Consider the following 19929-nt stretch of genomic DNA (forward strand, 5'->3'; position numbering starts at 1 on the left):
TCGGAAAGGGCAGGGGTCTTCCAATGTTGGAGGATCTTTGGTCTACCCTCGGCCATGAACCTGTCTGCACTGACGCCTTTGCCATGACCTCGTCGTGACCCGGTCGTCGCGTCCCTGTCGCCTCATGGGTGCGTCACTGGTGCGCAGGCGTGACCCTGGTGTCGCGTCACCGGCGCGTCGCAGGTCGCGGCCGGCCCGGAAAGGCGCAGAAATGCGTGAACGCCTGCCGCACGACACTGTGAACTTCGATAGTGTGACCCTCATATGCCCATTTGGGGGACGCGCCGCCTGCCATCCCCGACCGAAAGGAAGCCGATGATCCGCCCCTTGCTTGCCAGCCTGCCGCTGGCCCTGCTGCTGGCCCAGCCCGTCATGGCAAAGACCTGCACGCCGACCTGGGTGTCGGGCTGGGCCTCTTCGCAATTCCGCCCGACCGGCGACGCCGCACTGCCGGCCGGCACCCTCCAGGACCAGTCGCTGCGCCAGATCGTCCGTCCCTCGATCGCCGGCGACCGGCTGCGGGTGCGCATCTCCAACCTCGCCGGTACGGCGCCGCTCCATATCGCCGGCGTCAGCATTGCCCGCGCGCCCGCCAGCACCTCGCCGGCGATCGATCCCGGCACGCTCATTTCGCTGCGCTTCGACGGCAGCCCGGACCTGATCGTGCCCGCCGGTGCCGATTATCTGTCCGATCCGGTATCGCTGCCGGTCGCGGCGCTCGACAATATCGCCGTCACCATCCGCTATCAGGGCGAACCGGAACAGACATCGCACCCCGGCTCGCGCGCCACCTCCTGGCATCTGCCCGGCGACCATCTGACCGACCTTGCGATGGCGGGCGCCGCCAGTTTCGACCATTGGTTCAATCTCGCCGCGCTGGAGGTCGAACGTTGCGCGCCCGTGCGTATGGTCGTCGCGCTCGGCGACTCCATCACCGATGGCAAGGGATCGACCACCAACGGCAATGACCGCTGGACCGACCGGCTCGCCCAGCGGTTGCAGGCTGATCCCAAGCGGCGCGACATCGCCGTCGTCAATCAGGGGATCGGCGGCAACCGCCTGCTGAACGACGGGCTTGGCCCCAATGCGCTGGCCCGGCTCGACCGCGATGTGCTGGCCCAGCCCGGCGTCACTCATCTGCTGCTGCTCGAAGGGGTCAACGACCTCGGCACGCTGACCCGCGACGCGCCCGTCAGTGTTGAGGATCACAAGGCCCATGTCGCCCGCATCATCGGCGCCTATCGCCAGATCGTCGCCCGCGCCCATGCGCGTGGGATCAGGGTGATCGGTGCCACCATCATGCCCTTTGTCGGCAATGCCTATTATCATGCCGATGCGCAGAATGAGGCGGACCGGCAGGCGGTCAATGCCTGGATACGGACGCCGGGCCATTTTGACGGGCTGGTCGATTTCGACCGCGCCACCCGCGATCCCGCGCGGCCCGACCGGCTGCTGCCCGCTTATGATGGCGGCGATGCGCTCCATCCCAATCCGGCTGGCTATCGCGCCATGGGCGACGCCGTGCCGCTGGCCTTGTTTGATTAACGCGCCTTAATCGCGTGATCCCCATCACGCGGCTTTTACGTAAAATCCGCTACGTCTCCCGCGAAAGGGATGACGGGTGATCGAAAAAGCGCCGAGAAAATATCGTCTGCAGGACTATGCCAATGCAGAGGCCGACGTCGCGATCCGCAGCGATCAGGATGTGTTGCTAATCTGGCGTTCGACCACCGACTATCAGCGCCTGACCCCGCATCAGAAGGCGGCCCGCGCCGAATTGCAGCGGCGCGGCATCCGGGTGGAAGGGGCCTCGGTTCCCCGGTCGAATTGACGGGTCAGCGGCGCGGCCGCTTGCTGCCGGACTCCAGCACCGTCTCCATCGCCACGAAGGTCGATGTGCTGGCGACATGGGGCAGGGCGGAAATCTTCTCGCCCAGCACCATGCGATAGCGGCGAATGTCGGACGTGCGGACCTTGAGCAGATAATCGAAATTGCTCGCCAGCATATGGCATTCCTCGACCTCCGGGATGCGCCGCACGGCCGTGTTGAACTCGCGCAGCGCACTCTCCCGCGTGTCGCTCAGCTTCACCTCGGTAAAGGCGACATGGTCCATCCCCAGCTTGGCCGGATCGACGATCGCGCGAAAGCCGCGAATGACGCCGCTCTCCTGCAATCGCTTCAACCGCACCTGGCAGGGTGTCTTGGACAGGCCGACGCTGGCGGCCAGATCGGTCACGGTCATGCGGCCATCCTCGACCAGGGCGGCGATGATGCGCCGGTCGAACTCATCCATTTCGACCATTATGGGCTTGTTAGTCATGTAATTTGCCTATCATGCTGCCAATAATAAGTCACTTTGGCATTTATCGGGGCATTCATAAGACGGAATGAAATGCGCCGATCGGATATTCTGGTCGCATGACCGACCCGCATCCCTTTGCCGCCTTCGCCCCCGCCATCCGCGACCAGTCGCCACTGCGCCAGGCGATCACCGCCGCCTATCGCCGGGACGAGGCCGAGTGCCTTGCCCCGCTGCTCGACGCGGCGACGCTGCCCGACGCCACCCGCGCCGCCGTGGCGGACACGGCGCGCCATCTGGTCACCACCCTGCGTGCCAATCACAAGGGCACCGGGGTCGAGGGGCTGGTCCAGGAATATTCGCTCTCCAGTCAGGAGGGCGTGGCGCTGATGTGCCTCGCCGAAGCTTTGCTGCGCATCCCGGACAATGACACCCGCGACGCGCTCATTCGCGACAAGATCGCCGATGGCGACTGGAGTTCGCATCTGGGTGGCGGCAAGTCGCTGTTCGTCAACGCCGCGACCTGGGGGCTGGTCGTCACCGGCAAGCTGGTCGGCAGCGTCGATGATCGCGGCCTGGCGGCGGCGCTCGCCCGCCTGGTCGCTCGCGCCGGCGAACCGGTGATCCGGCGCGGCGTCGACCTCGCCATGCGGATGATGGGCGAACAGTTCGTCACCGGCGAGACGATCAAGGAAGCGGTCAAGCGCGCCAAGGAGCTGGAGGCCAAGGGCTTCGCCTACAGCTATGACATGCTGGGCGAGGCGGCGACCACCGCCGCCGACGCCGCGCGCTATTATGCTGATTATGAAAAGGCGATCCACGCCATCGGCAAGGCGTCGGCCGGTCGCGGCATCTATGCCGGCCCCGGCATCTCGATCAAGCTATCGGCGCTCCACCCGCGCTATGTCCGGGCGCAGGCCGACCGGGTGATGGGCGAATTGCTGCCGGCGGTGAAGCAATTGGCGCTGCTGTCGAAGCGCTACGACATCGGCCTCAACATCGACGCGGAGGAGGCGGATCGCCTCGAACTCTCGCTCGACCTGCTCGAAAGCCTGGCGCTCGATCCCGACCTTGCCGGCTGGGATGGTCTGGGCTTCGTCGTCCAGGGCTATGGCAAGCGCTGCCCCTTCGTCATCGACTGGATCATCGATCTCGCCCGCCGCGCCGATCGCCGGATGATGGTGCGCCTGGTCAAGGGCGCCTATTGGGATGCGGAGATCAAGCGCGCGCAGGTCGATGGCCTCGCCGATTTTCCGGTCTATACCCGCAAGGTCCATACCGACGTCGCCTATGTCGCCTGCGCGAAGAAGCTGCTGGCCGCGCCCGACGCCGTCTTCCCGCAATTCGCGACCCATAATGCCCAGACGCTTGCCACCATCTACCAGATGGCCGGTCCGGATTTCGCGATCGGCAAATATGAGTTCCAGTGCCTGCACGGCATGGGCGAGCCGCTCTATGAGCAGGTCGTCGGCAAGGACAGGCTGGACCGGCCGTGCCGCATCTATGCGCCGGTCGGCACGCATGAGACCTTGCTTGCCTATCTCGTCCGCCGCCTGCTGGAAAATGGCGCGAACAGCAGCTTCGTCAACCGCATCGCGGACCCCGATGTCTCGATCGAGGAGATGATCGCCGATCCGGTCGAGATCGTCCGCGCCATGCCGCATCCCGGCGCCCGGCATGACCAGATCGCCGCGCCCGCCGGCCTCTATCCCGATCGCCGCAATTCCGACGGCATCGATCTTAGCGACGAAGGCGCGCTGGCTGCGCTGACACAGGCGCTGCAGCACAGCGCCACTATCGCCTGGACCGCCGCGCCCGAGGGCGGGGAAGGGGAAGCGCGCCCGGTCTGCAACCCCGCCGACCATCGCGACATTGTCGGCACCGTCTGGGAAGCGAGCGCCGATCACGCCCGCGCCGCCGCGATCCGCGCCGCCCAGGCCTGCTGGCTCAATACCCCTGTCGCCGATCGCGCTGCCATGCTGGATCGGGCGGCCGACGCGATGCAGGACCGGATGCCGGTACTGCTGGGCCTCATCATGCGCGAAGCGGGCAAGTCGCTGCCCAACGCCATTGCCGAAGTGCGCGAGGCGATCGACTTCCTGCGCTATTATGCGGCGCAGGCGCGCGGCACCTTCGGCCCGGATCAGGCGCCGCTGGGACCGATTGTCTGCATCAGCCCCTGGAACTTCCCGCTCGCCATCTTCACCGGGCAGGTCGCGGCCGCACTGGTCGCGGGCAATCCGGTGCTGGCCAAGCCTGCCGAGGAAACCCCGCTGATCGCGGCCGAAGCCGTGCGCCTGCTGCATGAAGCCGGCGTGCCCGGCGACGCGCTGCAATTGCTGCCCGGCGACGGCCGGATCGGCGCCGCGCTGGTCGCCGCGCCGGAAACGGCGGGCGTCATGTTCACCGGCTCGACCGAAGTCGCCCGGCTGATCCAGCGCCAACTCGCCACCCGCCTGTCGCCGGCCGGCAAGCCGATCCCGCTGATCGCCGAGACCGGCGGCCAGAATGCGATGATCGTCGACAGTTCGGCGCTGGCGGAGCAGGTGGTGGCCGACGTCATCGCCTCCGCCTTCGACAGCGCCGGTCAGCGATGCTCGGCGCTGCGCATATTGTGCCTGCAGGAGGATGTCGCCGACCGCACCCTCACCATGCTGAAGGGCGCGCTCAGGGAATTGCGCATCGGTCGCACCGATCGGCTCGCGGTCGACACCGGCCCGGTCATCACTGCCGAGGCGAAGGCAGGCATCGAACAGCATATCGCCGCGATGCGCGCGCTCGGCCGCAGGGTCGAGCAACAGGACCTGCCCGAAGAGGCGGCACACGGCACCTTCGTGGCGCCGACCATCATCGAACTGGACAGCATCGCCGACCTCACCCGCGAGATATTCGGCCCGGTGCTGCACGTCATCCGTTTCCGTCGCGAGCGGATGGATGCGCTGGTCGATGCGATCAACGCCACCGGCTATGGCCTGACCTTCGGCCTGCACACCCGCCTGGACGAGACGGTGGCGCGAGTCACCGCGCGGGTGAAGGCCGGCAATATCTATGTGAACCGCAACGTCATCGGCGCGATCGTCGGGGTGCAGCCGTTTGGCGGGCGCGGCCTGTCGGGCACCGGGCCAAAGGCGGGCGGCCCGCTCTATCTCGGCCGCCTGACCCGCACCGCGCCGGTCTTTGCCGAGCGGGTGGGCTATCTCGCCTCGCCGATCCATGATTTCGTCAGCTGGCTGGAGGCGCAGGACGATCATGAGGCGGCGGCGGTCGCGCGCCATTATGGCGATGCGTCGGCGCTGGGCGTCGAACTGGCGCTGCCCGGCCCGGTCGGCGAGGTCAACCTCTACGCGCTGCATCCGCGCGGCCTGCTGTTGCTGCGTCCGGGCACGCGGCGCGGCCTGCTGGGCCAGATGGCCGCCGTGCTGGCGACCGGCAACCGCGCCGTGATCGAGGGCGCGCCGCTGCCGCAGGGCCTGCCCGCCAGCGTCGCTGCCCATTTCCTCGCCCAGCCCGACGCGCCCTTCGCCGCGATGCTGGTGGAGGGGGACGCTGACCAGATCCTTGCCGCAACCGGGGCGGTGGCCGAACTGGACGGGCCGATCGTCACCGTCCATGCCGCAGCCCCCGGTGACGAGCGCGCCTGGCATCTCGACTGGCTGCTGGAGGAGGTGTCGACCTCCATCAACACGACTGCCGCGGGCGGCAATGCCAGCCTGATGATGATCGGCTGATAACGAAAAGGGCGGCCTGCAAGGGCCGCCCTTTTTCTTTGTGGCAGGTTGCCGTGCGTCAGGCGACGCTCAGGCGCACCTCGATATTGCCGCGTGTGGCGTGCGAATAGGGGCAGATCGTGTCCGCTTCGGCGACCAGCGCCTCGGCCGCACTCTTGTCGACGCCCGGCAGGCTGATTTCCAGCGCGACATCCAGGCCAAAGCCCTTGTCGCTGCGCGGGCCGATACCGACCGTGGCGGTGACGCTGGCGTCGGCGGGCACGCGGGGCAGGTCCTTGTCCTGGCTGGCGGCGAACTTCATCGCGCCCAGGAAGCAGGCGGCATAGCCCGACGCGAACAGCTGTTCGGGATTATTGCCCTGGCCATTACCGCCCAGTTCCTTGGGCGTGCCCAGCGTCACCGCGAAGCTGCCATCGGTGGTTGCGGCCTTGCCGTCGCGGCCGCCGGTTGCGGTGGCGCTGGTGGAATAGAGGATCTTGCTGCTCATCGATCGGTCCTTTCGTTTAATCATCTGCGATTAAATCGCGTGCGATCTATATGTATCTGCGGATGTGAGTCGTCAACCCTTGCGATCATATCGCGTGCGATTTATATTTCGGGGTAAGGAGTATCGCCATGACCACCCCCGCCATGACTACCGAAAATGCCGCGCGCGGCGCGCTCGACGATTTTCTGTGCTTCGGCGTCTATTCGACCGGGCTTGCCTTCAACCGGCTCTACAAGCCGCTGCTCGATCGCTACGGCCTCACCTATCCCCAATATCTGGTGATGGTAGCGCTGGCCCGGCGCGACGACCAGACGGTCGGCGAACTGGGCGGCCAGCTCTTCCTCGAATCCAATACGCTGACCCCGCTGATCAAGCGGCTGGAGGCAGCGGGCTTTGTCACCCGCCAGCGCGACACCGCCGACGAACGGGTGGTCCGCGTGCGCCTGACGCAGCGGGGCCAGTCGGTGGCGCAGGACGTGTCGACCTGCGTCCCGGCCGAACTGATGGAGGCCGTCGGCATCTCGATCGAGGAAATCGCCGCGCTCAACCAGTCACTGGTGACGCTGCGGGAGAAGCTGCAGCGCGCGGCCTGACCGCCCCGTCATTCACATGACTCCAGATGCGCGAGATCACGACCGATCCTTCGCCCACGGCAGAAGCGACGCGCTTCACCGATCCGGCGCGCACGTCGCCGACCGCGAAGATGCCGGCGCGTGAGGTTTCATAGGGGGAGGGGGCCTCGACCGCATCGCCGGTCAGCACGAACCCCTTGTCGTCCAGCGCCACCAGCCCCGACAGCCAGCCGGTATTGGGTGCCGCGCCGACCATGATGAACAGGGCGCAGCAGGCGATCTCGCGCGCGCTGCCATCGGCCTTGCGGATGCTCACCGCGTCGAGCTGCGCATCGCCATGTAGCCTGTCAATTTCGGTGTCATAATGGATGGTGATCGCCGGGTCGGCCTCCAGCCGGCTCGACAGGTAACTGGACATCGACAGGGCGAGCGAGGGGCCGCGCACCAGCAGATGGACATGGCGTGCGCTGCGGCTGAGGAACATCGCCGCCTGGCCAGCGCTGTTGCCGCCGCCGACCACTACGGCTTCGGCTTGGCGGCAATAGCGGGCCTCATTCTCGGTCGCGGCATAATAGATGCCGGCGCCCTCCAGATCGGCGAGCCGCGCGATTGGCAGGCGGCGATATTCCACGCCGGTCGCGACCAGCACCGCGCGGGCGCAGATGCGCTGGTCATTGTCGAAGACGCCGCAATAATGGCCGTCGCCGGTTTCCTCCAGCGCCGTCACCCGGCGCGGCATCAGGAAACGGGTGCCGAATTTCATCGCCTGTACCTCGCCGCGCCAGACCAGGTCGGCGCCGGAAATGCCGGTGGGAAAGCCCATATAATTTTCGATCCGGCTCGACGTGCCGGCCTGGCCGCCGATCGCGATATCCTCCACCACCAGCGCATTGAGCCCTTCTGCCCCGGCATAGACGGCCGCCGCCACGCCGGCCGGCCCGCCGCCCACGATCAGCAGGTCGACCGTCTCATTCTCGGTAAAGCCGCGATCGAGGCCAAACAGCCTGGCGACCTTCTCGGGCGTGGGATCGGCAACGACATTGTCGCGACCGAAGATCACGGCGGGCCGGTCTGCCTGCGTGCCGCAACTGGCGGCGACCCGGCGGGCGTCGTCGCTGCCCAGCGCATGCGACGTGTAGGGCAGGCGGTTGCGGCTGGCGAATTCGGCGATGCAGCGCACCGCCCGATCCTCATCCTCGCCGATCAGCACCAGGGTGCTGTCGCCCATGTCGAGCTGCCGCCGCCGCCGCGCCGCCAGCACGGTGATGATGATGTCCGACATTTCCGGGATCGCCGCCATCAGCCGCAGCATCGCCGGGCGCGGCACTTCCAGCACGCGGGTATCGCGCACCGCCCGCATCGGGATCGACCAGCTGCCGCCGCTCAGGAAGGAAATCTCGCCCATGAACTGGGTCGGCCCGATGGTGGACGCGACATGCCGTTCGTCACCGAACGGATTGACCACCTCGATCTCGCCATCCTCGACATAGATGAAGCGGTCGACCGGGTCGCCGGGCCGGACGATATAGGTGCCGGCGGGATAGACCGCCTCGCGGCCTTCGGCCCGCAGCGTCGCGACATGCTCGACCGTCAGCGGCACACGCTGCATCTCGCGCAGATCGCGCCCGATCGTCTCCATCGCCGGCCTCCCGCCATTATAGATGGAGGGATAATGCCCCGAGCGCAGGCGCGCGGCAATGGTGGCTGATGTGTCTGGCGGACGCGAATATAGGCTTGTCCCCGAAGGGAAAATTCGCGCTAGATTGTTGGAAAAGAAGTTGGTCGGGGAAAGAGGATTCGAACCTCCGGCCCCTGCCTCCCGAAGACAGTGCTCTACCAGGCTGAGCTATTCCCCGACCGATGCCGAAGCCGCTTTTGGGGCGGCCCCGTAAGGCAGGAGTGCGCCTATAGAGAGGGGTTTGAGGGCTGGCAAGCCACCTGATGCGCTTTTTTGAAGATTCTACAAAAGGCCCGCATTGCGGAAGCTGAACCGGCCTGTCGGCGTGTCGATCAGATGATCGGCCAGATGGATGTCGAGCGCGCGCAGGCGGCGGTGCAGGCTCCGTGTCAGAGCGATGTCGCGGTCCAGCGGTGCCGGCATGGTCCGCCGCTGGTGCAGGATGACCCGCCGGGCGTCGCTGCCCAGCAGATGGGCGACCAGGCAGGGCCAGTTGCCATCGGGGTGCAACCGGTCGCGCGGTTGGCCGTCCTCGTCGAGAATCACCAATGTCAGCATCGCTATCCCCCTGGGGCACAGCCTGTCAGCAATGCGCAGGGCGCGCAGATGGGGAATGGTCCGAAGTGGCGGGACGCCGCAGGCCCGGCGGGTAGTCACATCCGATCTGGCGTGACCTTTGGTCGGGACAGCGGGGCAGGGCGGATGCTACATGGGCGTGACGCCCAGACTCACGCCTCATCCCAGGATCATCGACCTTGCACGCCATGTCGCCGCAGCCGCCCCATTATGAAGAGCAGTATCTCGACCTGATGCGCCATATCTGGCGCCATGGTGACGAGCGGATTGATCGCACCGGCGTTGGCACCCGCTCGATCCTGGGCGCGACCCTGCGATTCTCGCTGGCGGACGACGCCGTGCCGCTGCTGACCACCAAGCGGGTCTATTGGAAGGTCGCCGCGCGCGAAATGCTGTGGTTCCTGACCGGCGACACCAATATCCGCGAACTGGTGAAGCAGAATGTCCATATCTGGACCGACTGGCCGCTCGACAGCTACCGCAAGGCCACCGGCGAGGATATCGACCGCGACACGTTCGAGGCGCGAATCATCGAAGACGAAGCCTTCGCCCGGCAATGGGGCGATCTTGGTCCGGTCTATGGCGCCCAATGGGTGAACTGGCCGCGCTACGAGCCGGCCGGCGATGGCCTGTTCCGCCGGGCGACGCAGGGCCACAACCAGATCGCCGCGCTGGTCGATGCGATTCGCACAAATCCCGGTTCGCGCCGCCTGCTGTTCACTGGCTGGAATGTCGCGGAAGTCGCGCAGATGGCATTGCCGCCCTGCCACATGACCTATCAGTTCCAGGTGTCCGATGGCCGCCTCAACGGCCTGCTCTTCCAGCGCAGCTGCGACCTGGGATTGGGCTTTGCCTTCAATATCTTCGGCTTGTCGATGATCACCCGGATGCTGGCCCAGCAATGCGATCTGGAGCCGGGCGAGGTGGTCTGGCAGGGCGGCGACGTCCATCTCTACCTCAACCATGCCGATCTGGTGGAGGAGCAGATCAGCCGCACCCCGGCCGGCGCGCCGAAGCTGCGGATCAATCGCCGCCCTTCGAGCATTTTCGACTATGGGATCGACGATTTCGAGGTGCAGGATTATGCGCCGCAGGCCCATATTTCCGCGCCTGTCGCCGTCTGAGGTGACAGCGAAGGCGACAGGCGAAAAGGAATTGGGTCAGTAAGGCTTGCCTTGCGCGGCGTTGAAATATAATAATTGCCACAAGCAATATTATTGCAACGCACAATAGGAGGCAGGATGACCGATTCGATCGAATCCGGCGCTGTGACGGACGGGCAGGGGCGCAACCTGCCGCCGCTACAGCTGCATGTGCCCGAGCCGCCGGCGCGGCCCGGCGAGAGCGCGGACTTCACCCATTTCGACATTCCCGCAGCCGACGCGGCGCCGCGCCCGGACGAGGCGACCCATCCTTCGCAGATGCGCGACTTCGCCTATGGGCTGGTCCGCGTGCTCGACGAGGATGGCCATGCGGTGGGCGCCTGGGATCCCAAGCTGCCGGCCGACACGCTGCTGCGGATGCTGCGCTACATGGCGCTGACCCGCGCCTTTGACGGCCGCATGTTCCGTGCCCAGCGCCAGGGCAAGACCAGCTTCTACATGAAGTCGACCGGCGAGGAGGCGGTGTCGATCGGCGCCGCGCTTGCTTTGTCGCGCGACGACATGTGTTTTCCCTCCTACCGCCAGCAGGGCATATTGATCGCGCGCGACTGGTCCATCGTCGACATGATGAACCAGATCTATTCGAACAAGGGCGACCGCATGAAGGGGCGCCAGCTGCCGATTATGTATTCGGCGCGGGAAGCCGGCTTCTTCTCCATCTCCGGCAACCTCACCACCCAATATCCCCAGGCCGTGGGCTGGGCGATGGCGAGCGCGGCCAAGGGCGACACCCGCATCGCCGCCACCTGGTGCGGCGAGGGCTCGACCGCGGAGGGCGACTTCCATTCGGCCTGCACCTTCGCCAGCGTCTATCGCGCACCGGTCATCATGAACGTGGTGAACAACCAGTGGGCGATCAGCAGCTTCTCCGGCTTTGCCGGGGCGGAGGCGACCACCTTCGCCGCCCGCGCGATCGGCTATGGCATTGCCGGGCTGCGCGTCGATGGCAATGACGTGCTGGCCGTCTATGCCGCCACCCGCTGGGCCGCAGACCGCGCCCGCGCCAATGGCGGCCCGACCCTGATCGAGCATTTCACCTATCGCGTCGAAGGGCACAGCACGTCGGACGATCCGACCGCCTATCGCTCGGCCGAGGAAAGCAGCCAATGGCCGCTCGGCGATCCGATCGCACGGCTCAAGCAGCATTGCATCAATCTCGGCATCTGGGACGAGGAGCGCCACGCCGCGATGGACCAGCAACTGGCCGAGATGGTCCGCGACGCCGCGCGCGAGGCGGAAAAGAACGGCATATTGGGCCATGGCCTCCACCATCCGATGGAAAGCATGTTCCAGGACGTGTTCGAGGACATGCCCTGGCACCTTCAGGAACAGCAGCAGCAGATGCTCGACGAATGGAAGGCGGCAGGGCTGTGAACGACATGCGCATGGAAACGGTCGCCGCCGGCGGCCAGGACGAGCCCGTCCAGATGAACATGATCCAGGCGATCAACAGCGCGCTGGACGTGATGATGGGCCGCGACCCCGATGTCGTGGTGATGGGCGAGGATGTCGGCTATTTCGGCGGCGTCTTTCGCGCCACCGCCGGCCTCCAGCAGAAATATGGCAAGAACCGCGTGTTCGATACGCCGATCACCGAATGCGGCATCATCGGCGTCGCGGTCGGCATGGGCGCCTATGGCCTGCGGCCGGTGCCGGAGATCCAGTTCGCCGACTATATCTATCCCGCGCTCGACCAGTTGGTGAGCGAGGCGGCACGGCTGCGCTATCGCTCGGCCGGCGAGTTCATTGCGCCGATGACGGTGCGCTCGCCCTTTGGCGGCGGTATCTTCGGTGGCCAGACCCACAGCCAGAGCCCGGAAGGCATCTTCACCCATGTGTCCGGGGTCAAGACGGTGATCCCGTCCACTCCTTATGATGCCAAGGGACTGCTGATCGCGGCGATCGAGGATAATGATCCGACCATCTTCTTCGAACCCAAGCGCATCTATAACGGCCCGTTCGACGGCCATTATGACACGCCGGCCAAGAGCTGGGCGGGGCATGCCGATGCGCAGGTGCCGCAGGGCTATTATCGCATCGACCTCGGCAAGGCGCGCATCGCCCGGCCTGGCGCGGCGCTGACCATCCTCTGCTATGGCACGATGGTCCATGTCGTCGAAAATACCGTGGCGAAGCTGGGCATCGATGCCGAGATTGTCGACTTGCGCAGCCTGGTGCCGCTCGACATCGATGCGATCGAGGCATCGGTCAAAAAGACCGGCCGCTGCCTGATCGTGCATGAAGCGACGCGGACCAGCGGCTTTGGCGCCGAACTGTCGGCGCTGGTGCAGGAACGCTGCTTCTACCATCTCGAAGCGCCGATCGAGCGCGTCACCGGCTTCGACACGCCTTATCCGCACAGTCTGGAATGGGCCTATTTCCCAGGCCCCGTGCGCATCCGCGAAGCCATCAACAAGATCATGAAGGACTGAGGGCTATGGTCGTTACACCTCCCTGTTCCGTTCGTGCCATGCACGACATTTGCCAGATCATTCCTACGCCCCTGCACGAACGGGGGAGGATGTAATGGCTCTTTTCACCTTCAAGCTGCCGGACATTGGCGAAGGCATTGCGCAGGCTGAGATTGTCGGCTGGCACGTCAAGGTCGGCGACTGGGTCGAGGAAGACCAGCCGATCGCCGACATGATGACCGACAAGGCGACGGTCGAGATGGAAAGCCCGGTCGCGGGCACCGTCGTCCGCCTGGCCGGTGAGCCGGGCGATCAGGTGTCGATCGGATCGATGCTGGTCGAGATCGAAACGGAAGGCGAGGCGGCCGCCGCACCTGCGTCGACGGTCGAAACGGTCGAGGCCTCCATTGATGCTCCCCTCCCTTCCAGGGAAGGGTCGGGGGTGGGTGGCGAGCAAAGCGAGCTGCCTGCCGTTGAGCCAGCAGCACCGGCTTCGCCGGTACCCACCCCTAACCCGGCCCTGGAAGGGAGGAGGACTGATGTTGCCGCCCCCATCCTCGCGTCGCCCGCCGTCCGCGCACGTGCCAGGGAACTGGGCATCGACCTCGCCCTGGTGAAGCCCAATGGCGACCATGTCCGCCACGCTGATCTCGATGCCTATCTCCTTTACGGTTCGGGGCAGGGCTATCGCCCCGCTGGCCGGACGGCACCGCGCGCCGACGAGCAGGTGAAGGTGATCGGCATGCGCCGCCGCATTGCCGAGAATATGGCCGCGTCCAAGCGTCACATCCCCCACTTCACCTATGTCGAGGAAATCGACGTCACCGCGCTGGAGGAGGCGCGGGCGCAGCTCAACGCCCATCGCGGCGATCGGCCCAAGCTCACCATGCTGCCGCTGCTGATCGTGGCGATCTGCAGGACGCTGCCCGACTTCCCGATGCTCAATGCCCGCTATGATGACGAGGCCGGCGTGGTGACGCGCCATGGCGCCGTCCACCTCGGCATGGCGACGCAGACCGACGCAGGGCTGATGGTGCCGGTGATCCGCGACGCGCAGGACAGGAATGTCTGGCAGTTGGCGACCGAGATCCGCCGCCTCGCCGACGCTGCGCGCAGCGGCAAGGCGACCTCGGCCGAACTGTCGGGTTCCACCCTGACCCTGACCTCGCTCGGCCCGCTGGGCGGCATCGCCACCACCCCGGTCATCAATCGGCCCGAAGTGGCGATCATCGGCCCCAACCGGGTGATCGAGCGTCCCATGTTCCGGGGTAAGGAGATCGTCGCGGCCAAGCTGATGAACCTGTCGATCAGTTGCGACCATCGCGTCGTCGACGGCTGGGACGCGGCGAGCTTCGTTCAGGCGGTGCGCAAGCTGCTGGAAACGCCGGTCCTGCTGTTCGAAGGCTGAGCATGATGGGGCCGGGCGGATTGCCGCCTGGCCCTATTTCGTCAGGACGACGATCGCCCCGCGCCGCAGGTCGGGGCGGAAGATCAGCCGCAATATCCGGCCGACCCGCCGCCAGTAGCGCTGGCTCAGGCGCTGGCGCAGATAGCGATTATCCTCGTAGAACAGGTGATGGAGATATTGCGGCAGCGGCAGCACACGATATTGGGTGAAGCCCGCCTCACGTCCCCGTGCGATGATCAGGTGCGGCGGCATGTCACGTTCGGTGACGCCATAAAGCCGCATCGCCTCGATCGAATCGGGATGGGTCGCATGGCCTTCGCCTGGTTCATGGGTAATCAGCAGGCCGCCGGGCTTCAACGCCGCCCAGGCTGCCCGGATCGCCAACGCCTCATCCTCGGCATGATGCAATGAATCGAAGAAGATCGCGGCGTCGAACTGGCCGTGGTCGCCAATCTGCTCGAAATCGCCGCAGACGAAATCCAGCCGATCGTCCAGCCCGTGGCGCGCGGCATTTTCCCGCGCCAGATCGATCATGTCGGGCGCGATATCCTGCCCGGTGACGCGATAGCCATGCTTGGCCAGGAAGATACTGGTCCAGCCGCCGCCACAGCCCAGGTCGAGGATGCGGGCAGGGGCCGGCGGCAAGAGGGACATGACATAGCCGATGGAGGCGAGGTTCAGGCCGCATTGCGGATCGGAAAAGGGCTTTTCCAGTGAATGCTGGCGGCCAATGTCGCCGGTATTGGCGAGATAGGCGAGTTCCCCTTTTTTGGGCACGATGATGTCTCCGTTCCTCCCCGTCTCTATGGGGATGCACAGAGCAACTCAAGCCTTTGCCGAATCAGGGGGTTAGCGAGCTAACAGGCGATAGCTCAGCCGGCCGCTTTCGCCCGGCGGGATTTCGTTCGCCAGTAGCCAGCGTATATGGGTGATGTCGGACGCGATCGCGCGGCGCGTGCCGCCCAGCGGTGTCGGCAGCCAGAGCTGGTCGATCCGGCCCCAATGCTCGCCGCCATCGATCGAGACCTGCATGGTCGGATCGGACAAGTCGAGCGTGGTGCCGCGGGGCACCGCCCGGACCAGGCTATAGCCGCGAACTGGCCGTTGGCCGGTGTTGCGCCAGTCGACGATGAAGATCAGTTGATCGCCGGGCTGGCGGCGATCGGGACTGGCAACGATACGTCGGGCGCGGCCGTTGAGATCGGTCTGTATCCGCTCCACGAACATGCGGCTGTCCAACTGCATGTCCGGATGCTGGGCCAGCACCGCAGATGGTGCCACCAGCCCCGTCAGCAGGCATGCCCATGCCAGGCGCCCCAATGCCATGCGATATCCCCCTTATCGTCAGTGACGTTATCTTGACTGGCATCGCCGAATATTTGGTTAAGCTGCCATTTGCCGTCTCTTGTGGCATGTCGGTCGATGTCATTTGACCCGTCTGGGCCTCGGGTGCAGAGCAGCAAGGCGAATGCACAGGGGATGGACAGGGCGTGATCACCAACGAGGAACTGGAAGTTAATCGGCGGCGCGACCGGTTGCTGGCCTCGATTGCCCTGTCTTCTGGGATCGGCCTGTTGCTGGCCTTGCCCTTCGCCTTGCGGGCCGGCGCCGAATTCTTCCTGCCGCTCACTGCTGCGCTGGTGATTGCGATCGCGCTGGTGCCGCTGCTCGAATGGCTGGAACGGCGCGGCCTGCCTTCGGGCCTGTCGGCGCTGCTGGCAGTGGTCGCCTTCTTGAGTGTCGCCAATATTGCGCTGGTGCTGATCGTGGTGCCGGCGACCGACTGGTTCCGGATGCTGCCCCAGCGTTTGCCGAAAATTCAGGCGACGTTGGCGCCGCTGATCGATTTCTATTCGCAGGCGCAGCGGTTCGTCGATGAAACCGTCCAGATGCTCGCTGCAGGCCCGGCATCGGTCGCGCATCGGGCCGCGGTGGAAACCCCCGATTCGCTGCTGCAGTTCGCTGCGGCCTCGGCCCCTTCGGCGATCATCCAGATGGTGTTCGCCCTGCTCATCATCTATTTCTTCCTGGCCGGCTGGACCCGGCTGCGGCGGCGCACGATCAACAGCCGGGGCAGTTTCGACGGCGCGATGGCGGTCGCGCGGGTGATCCAGAATGTCGTGGACGCGACCTCCGCTTATGTGATGACCATCGCCACCATCAACCTGTGCCTGGGGCTGGCCGTGGCGCTGTCGCTCTGGCTGATCGGCATGCCATCGCCCTGGATGTGGGGCGGCATCGTCGCACTGCTCAACTTCATCCCCTATTTCGGGCCGATGCTGGCGGCGTTGCTGCTGGCGCTAGGCGGGCTGATGGTGTTCGACGATGTCTGGACGGCGCTGCTGCCGGCCTTTCTGCAGATCGGCTTCCATCTGGTGGAGGCTAATGTCATCACCCCGACAATCCTCGGCCGACGGCTGACGATGAACCCGCTGCTGATTCTCGTCTCGCTGACCTTCTGGGGCTGGGTATGGGGCACGCCTGGTGCCTTGTTGGGGGTTCCGCTGCTCATCATCGTGCAGACCGTGGTGGCCGCCGCCGGCACCCCGGATATCGCCGGTTTCCTGTTCGAACAGGGGACGTTGACGGTCAGCCGCCGCAAAGAAAATGCAACAAGTGACGAAACTGAGGGCGAGGGCGGTTGACAGCTTGGCCGGACCCGCATAGACGGCCGCCCACACCAAACGCGGGTGTAGCTCAGTTGGTTAGAGCGCCGGCCTGTCACGCCGGAGGTCGCGGGTTCGAGCCCCGTCACTCGCGCCACTTTCCTTGACCGGAAAGTCGGAAGGTAAACAGATTTGCATCGTCTGATGGCCCAGTGCCATAATAGGATGCCGCCCTGCGCGGGTGTAGCTCAGTTGGTTAGAGCGCCGGCCTGTCACGCCGGAGGTCGCGGGTTCGAGCCCCGTCACTCGCGCCACTTCATTCCCGAAGTGATCCGATCGCCAGGCGATCCTTTTCCCCATAGCGATACAGGCCAGCGGGCCGACACCAACGGCATCGGCCCGTGACGATTCGTTTCAGAGATGCTCGCCGGTCACATGCGGCGGCAGCGGTTCGTTGGCGAGCCAGCGATAGACGCCGCCGGCGGCCAGCGCGCCGATGACCGGCGCCACCCAGAACAACCAGAGCTGATGCAGCGCCAGCCCGCCCACCAGCAGCGCGGGGCCGGTGCTGCGCGCCGGATTGACCGATGTGTTGGTGACCGGGATGCTGATGAGGTGGATCAAGGTCAGCGCGAGGCCGATGGCGATCGGCGCGAATCCGGCTGGCGCGCGTCTGTCGGTCGCGCCCAGGATGACGCTCAGGAAGCCGAAGGTCAGCACCACTTCGATCGCCAGCCCGGACGACAGTGCATAGCCACCCGGCGAATGCGGGCCATAGCCATTGACCGCCAGGCCATTGGGCGCCAGCTCATAGCCCGGCTGGCCACTGGCGATGAACAGCAGCAGGGCGGCAGCGATCACCGCGCCCACCAGTTGCACGACGATATAGGGGGCGATGTCCCGGGCCGGGAAGCGGCCGCCGGCCCACAGGCCGATCGTCACCGCCGGATTGAGGTGGCAGCCCGAAATATGGCCTATCGAAAAGGCCATGGTCAGCACCGTGAGCCCGAAGGCCAGGGCCACGCCCAGCAGGCCGATGCCGACATCGGGAAAGGCGGCGGCCAGCACGGCGCTGCCGCACCCGCCGAACACCAGCCAGAATGTGCCGAAACATTCGGCAAACAACCGTTTGCTCAATGGAACCATCTGCTCCTCCTGTTGCACTATGCGCCTGCCACCGGACATGGTTTTGGACCGGTGCGGGGTGGCGCCGCCCGGAGAATGCAGGATGCTGTCAGGGGGCGGTCCGCGGCATGGGCGGCCGATGCTGGTGACTGGCGCATGGACATGCCGTTGCCCCCGTTTCCGGCGAGCCTCCCGCATCGCGTTAAGCCGCGATGCGTCCGTTACGGTCGCCTAACAGTCAGGGATAAGGCGAAAAGCCATGGGCTGGGCATCGGGATTAACCCTGACGCCACCGCCCCGTTTCCATCCAGGCGAGCAGCCGCCGTAGCGGCAGGATCCAGATCCAGATAAGGCCCAGGACAATATAGACCGGCACCTGGCCCCACATCGGCAATTGGCCGATCAGCGGCGACAGGCTGCCGACCAGCACTGCCCAGGCCAGGATCAGCCCCAGGATCGCGAACATGCCGGCCGGCTTGCGCCAGCTGGGCTGGTGATAATGGCGCGGGTCGATGCTCATGGGTTCAGTTTGCCTCGATCAGGGCCGATTCGGTCAGAATCATGTCGAGCGGCAGATCCCAGGGGTCGGCCGGTACATCATCCAGTTCCTGCACCGACCAGGCAAGTCCGACGCGCAAGGCATCGGGATGGCGGGCAAAGGCGCGGTCATAATAGCCGCCGCCCTGGCCCAGCCGGTTCATCGCCCGATCAAAGCCCAGCAGCGGTGCGATGATGACATCGGGCGCCACCGCGCCGCCCGAAGGTTCGGGATGGCTGGTGCCGAACAGGCCGGGGAACAGTTGATCCTCCGGCCGCCAGAGCAGGAAATCCATGCTGCCGAGCCGATCTAGCACGCGGGGAAGCGCGACCTGCTTGCCCATCACGCCCAACTGCGCGGCCAGCCGTTGTGCCGGCGCCTCGTCATCCAGCGCCATGTAGAGCGCGACCACCTGCGCGTCGGCGATGCGCCGGGCAAGCGGGGAGGGGACGGCCTTGAACGCCAGCCTGTGGGTCAGCGCGTCGAGCGAGGCGACGAAGTTGCGGCGCCGCTGCCGCGCGATCGCGCGCAGGGTCGACTTGTCGGCGGCATCACTGTCGTCGGGCATGGGGTGCCTTTGCTGGTAGGAAAGGGGGTGACGGGACCGCCTTGGCCGTTTGCTGGAATATCCTCTGACGCCTCAACGTCAGGTGGGGACCATGTAGATCGGGCCGGAACCCGCCCAGGGACAGCCCCCTTGGATGTGATTATCGCCTCAGGGATGTTCGCTAAAGCTCGCACCAGGCAGTGCCCGTCTCCATCAATCTAGGCGCCTGCAGCCCGGGCGGCAAGGGCTTCGCTCAGCTTTTCTACGCGCGCGGCCAATGCCTCGACCGCACGGGTCGCCGGTTCGTCATCCGTGTCCAGCGCCAATCGCTCCTGGCGCCCCGCCGCCGCCCGCTTCAACTCGTTGAGTTCATCGGCCATGAACAGTGCCGCGAACAGCAAGGTGCGCACTTCGGTCAGGCCCGGCGTGCTGCGCTGCGCCTGATAGGCCTTGTCCTCGATGATCTGGGCGAGATGGGCCATATGGTCCTCCTCGCCATCGCGGCAGCGCAGTTGATAGGGGCGTCCGGCGATCTGCAGCATGATTTCAGCCATCGGTGCGCTCCCTGAGTTCGCCTATCAGCGCGTCCAGCGATTGCAGCGCGGCCAGCGCGGCCGTCTGATCGACGCCATTGGCATGGGGGGCAGCCTCCGGGAGGCTGGCCACATTCTGTTCTAGCCGACTGATCGCGCGCTCCAGCGTGCCGATCGCCTGCATCATGCGGTCGCTTGCCATGATCTCTGCATAGCCAATGTTTTCGCCTTGCAAAAGCGCTGTTTGGACGGCTTGC

The 19929-nt window shown here is 65.8% G+C and carries 20 protein-coding genes, 3 tRNA genes and 1 other RNA gene; 11 read left to right on the forward strand and 13 right to left on the reverse strand.

Annotated elements, in window-relative coordinates; all coding sequences use genetic code 11:
• Positions 1-315: 315 nt before the first annotated feature.
• Complete coding sequence (locus tag GGQ90_RS02270) at positions 316-1545, forward strand: SGNH/GDSL hydrolase family protein (RefSeq protein ID WP_188080637.1); 1230 nt, start codon at positions 316-318, stop codon at positions 1543-1545.
• Positions 1546-1621: 76 nt separating this feature from the next.
• Complete coding sequence (locus tag GGQ90_RS02275; RefSeq protein WP_188080638.1) at positions 1622-1831, forward strand: hypothetical protein; 210 nt, start codon at positions 1622-1624, stop codon at positions 1829-1831.
• A gap of 4 nt (positions 1832-1835) precedes the next feature.
• On the opposite strand, the gene GGQ90_RS02280 is transcribed toward GGQ90_RS02275, so the two are convergent.
• Positions 1836-2321, reverse strand: coding sequence for an Lrp/AsnC family transcriptional regulator (locus tag GGQ90_RS02280; protein WP_188080639.1), 486 nt, complete (start codon positions 2319-2321; stop codon positions 1836-1838).
• A gap of 98 nt (positions 2322-2419) precedes the next feature.
• Here GGQ90_RS02280 and putA point away from each other — a divergent pair, with 98 nt between their 5' ends.
• Complete coding sequence (gene putA, locus GGQ90_RS02285) at positions 2420-6028, forward strand: trifunctional transcriptional regulator/proline dehydrogenase/L-glutamate gamma-semialdehyde dehydrogenase (protein ID WP_188080640.1); 3609 nt, start codon at positions 2420-2422, stop codon at positions 6026-6028.
• A gap of 58 nt (positions 6029-6086) precedes the next feature.
• Here putA and GGQ90_RS02290 read toward each other — a convergent pair whose 3' ends face one another.
• Positions 6087-6515: an organic hydroperoxide resistance protein gene (locus GGQ90_RS02290; protein ID WP_188080641.1), complete on the reverse strand. Its 429-nt coding sequence runs from the start codon at positions 6513-6515 to the stop codon at positions 6087-6089.
• A 128-nt stretch (positions 6516-6643) separates the two neighbouring features.
• On the opposite strand from GGQ90_RS02290, the gene GGQ90_RS02295 reads away from it, so the two are divergent.
• A complete protein-coding gene (locus GGQ90_RS02295) occupies positions 6644-7108 on the forward strand; it encodes a MarR family winged helix-turn-helix transcriptional regulator (protein WP_188080642.1) in 465 nt (154 codons plus the stop codon).
• On the opposite strand, the gene GGQ90_RS02300 is transcribed toward GGQ90_RS02295, so the two are convergent.
• The 3 genes from GGQ90_RS02300 to GGQ90_RS02310 all read right to left on the reverse strand — a co-directional run bounded on the left by GGQ90_RS02300 (position 7059) and on the right by GGQ90_RS02310 (position 9323).
• Positions 7059-8726 (reverse strand): FAD-dependent oxidoreductase, encoded by a 1668-nt coding sequence (locus GGQ90_RS02300; RefSeq protein ID WP_188080643.1) that lies wholly within the window; start codon positions 8724-8726, stop codon positions 7059-7061. The genes GGQ90_RS02295 and GGQ90_RS02300 overlap by 50 nt on opposite strands.
• Positions 8727-8866: 140 nt before the next feature.
• Positions 8867-8943 (reverse strand) — tRNA-Pro (locus tag GGQ90_RS02305).
• Between the two features lie 104 nt (positions 8944-9047).
• Positions 9048-9323, reverse strand: a complete 276-nt coding sequence (locus tag GGQ90_RS02310; protein WP_188080644.1) for a JAB domain-containing protein — start codon at positions 9321-9323, stop codon at positions 9048-9050.
• A 206-nt stretch (positions 9324-9529) separates the two neighbouring features.
• Here GGQ90_RS02310 and thyA point away from each other — a divergent pair, with 206 nt between their 5' ends.
• The 4 genes from thyA (at position 9530) to GGQ90_RS02330 (ending at position 14323) form a co-directional block, all read left to right on the forward strand.
• Entirely contained in the window at positions 9530-10465 is a 936-nt protein-coding gene (gene thyA, locus GGQ90_RS02315; protein ID WP_188080869.1) for a thymidylate synthase, read from the forward strand.
• 117 nt (positions 10466-10582) lie between these two features.
• On the forward strand, positions 10583-11878 hold the full coding sequence (locus tag GGQ90_RS02320; RefSeq protein WP_188080645.1) for a 3-methyl-2-oxobutanoate dehydrogenase (2-methylpropanoyl-transferring) subunit alpha: 1296 nt from the start codon (positions 10583-10585) through the stop codon (positions 11876-11878).
• Between the two features lie 53 nt (positions 11879-11931).
• Complete coding sequence (locus GGQ90_RS02325) at positions 11932-12936, forward strand: alpha-ketoacid dehydrogenase subunit beta (RefSeq protein ID WP_188080870.1); 1005 nt, start codon at positions 11932-11934, stop codon at positions 12934-12936.
• 94 nt (positions 12937-13030) lie between these two features.
• The gene (locus tag GGQ90_RS02330) at positions 13031-14323 is read left to right on the forward strand and encodes a dihydrolipoamide acetyltransferase family protein (protein WP_188080646.1); all 1293 of its coding nucleotides are present in this window, start codon (positions 13031-13033) and stop codon (positions 14321-14323) included.
• A 33-nt stretch (positions 14324-14356) separates the two neighbouring features.
• On the opposite strand, the gene GGQ90_RS02335 is transcribed toward GGQ90_RS02330, so the two are convergent.
• Positions 14357-15100 carry a methyltransferase domain-containing protein gene (locus tag GGQ90_RS02335; protein WP_188080647.1) on the reverse strand — a complete coding sequence of 248 codons (744 nt, stop codon included), beginning with the start codon at positions 15098-15100 and terminating at the stop codon, positions 14357-14359.
• Between the two features lie 72 nt (positions 15101-15172).
• Complete coding sequence (locus GGQ90_RS02340) at positions 15173-15649, reverse strand: hypothetical protein (RefSeq protein WP_188080648.1); 477 nt, start codon at positions 15647-15649, stop codon at positions 15173-15175.
• 164 nt (positions 15650-15813) lie between these two features.
• Between GGQ90_RS02340 and GGQ90_RS02345 the strand changes: the two genes are divergently transcribed.
• From GGQ90_RS02345 to GGQ90_RS02355, 3 genes are all read left to right on the forward strand, one after another.
• Positions 15814-16968 carry an AI-2E family transporter gene (locus GGQ90_RS02345; RefSeq protein ID WP_188080649.1) on the forward strand — a complete coding sequence of 385 codons (1155 nt, stop codon included), beginning with the start codon at positions 15814-15816 and terminating at the stop codon, positions 16966-16968.
• Positions 16969-17009: 41 nt separating this feature from the next.
• Positions 17010-17086, forward strand: a tRNA-Asp gene (locus GGQ90_RS02350).
• 80 nt (positions 17087-17166) lie between these two features.
• Positions 17167-17243 (forward strand) — tRNA-Asp (locus tag GGQ90_RS02355).
• A 100-nt stretch (positions 17244-17343) separates the two neighbouring features.
• Here GGQ90_RS02355 and aqpZ read toward each other — a convergent pair.
• The 6 genes from aqpZ to GGQ90_RS28945 form a co-directional block, all read right to left on the reverse strand.
• Entirely contained in the window at positions 17344-18075 is a 732-nt protein-coding gene (gene aqpZ / locus GGQ90_RS02360; protein ID WP_188080650.1) for an aquaporin Z, read from the reverse strand.
• A 256-nt stretch (positions 18076-18331) separates the two neighbouring features.
• Entirely contained in the window at positions 18332-18574 is a 243-nt protein-coding gene (locus tag GGQ90_RS02365; protein WP_188080651.1) for a DUF2842 domain-containing protein, read from the reverse strand.
• 4 nt (positions 18575-18578) lie between these two features.
• A complete protein-coding gene (locus GGQ90_RS02370) occupies positions 18579-19160 on the reverse strand; it encodes a 5-formyltetrahydrofolate cyclo-ligase (protein WP_188080652.1) in 582 nt (193 codons plus the stop codon).
• A gap of 29 nt (positions 19161-19189) precedes the next feature.
• Positions 19190-19346: non-coding RNA, 6S RNA (gene ssrS / locus GGQ90_RS29980), on the reverse strand.
• Between the two features lie 11 nt (positions 19347-19357).
• On the reverse strand, positions 19358-19693 hold the full coding sequence (locus GGQ90_RS02375) for a cell division protein ZapA (RefSeq protein WP_188080653.1): 336 nt from the start codon (positions 19691-19693) through the stop codon (positions 19358-19360).
• A complete protein-coding gene (locus GGQ90_RS28945) occupies positions 19686-19874 on the reverse strand; it encodes a hypothetical protein (RefSeq protein WP_223178082.1) in 189 nt (62 codons plus the stop codon). The genes GGQ90_RS02375 and GGQ90_RS28945 overlap by 8 nt, the downstream gene beginning before the upstream one ends.
• Between the last annotated feature and the right edge of the window lie 55 nt (positions 19875-19929).

The organism is Sphingobium scionense (assembly GCF_014197035.1).
GTDB lineage: Bacteria > Pseudomonadota > Alphaproteobacteria > Sphingomonadales > Sphingomonadaceae > Sphingobium > Sphingobium scionense.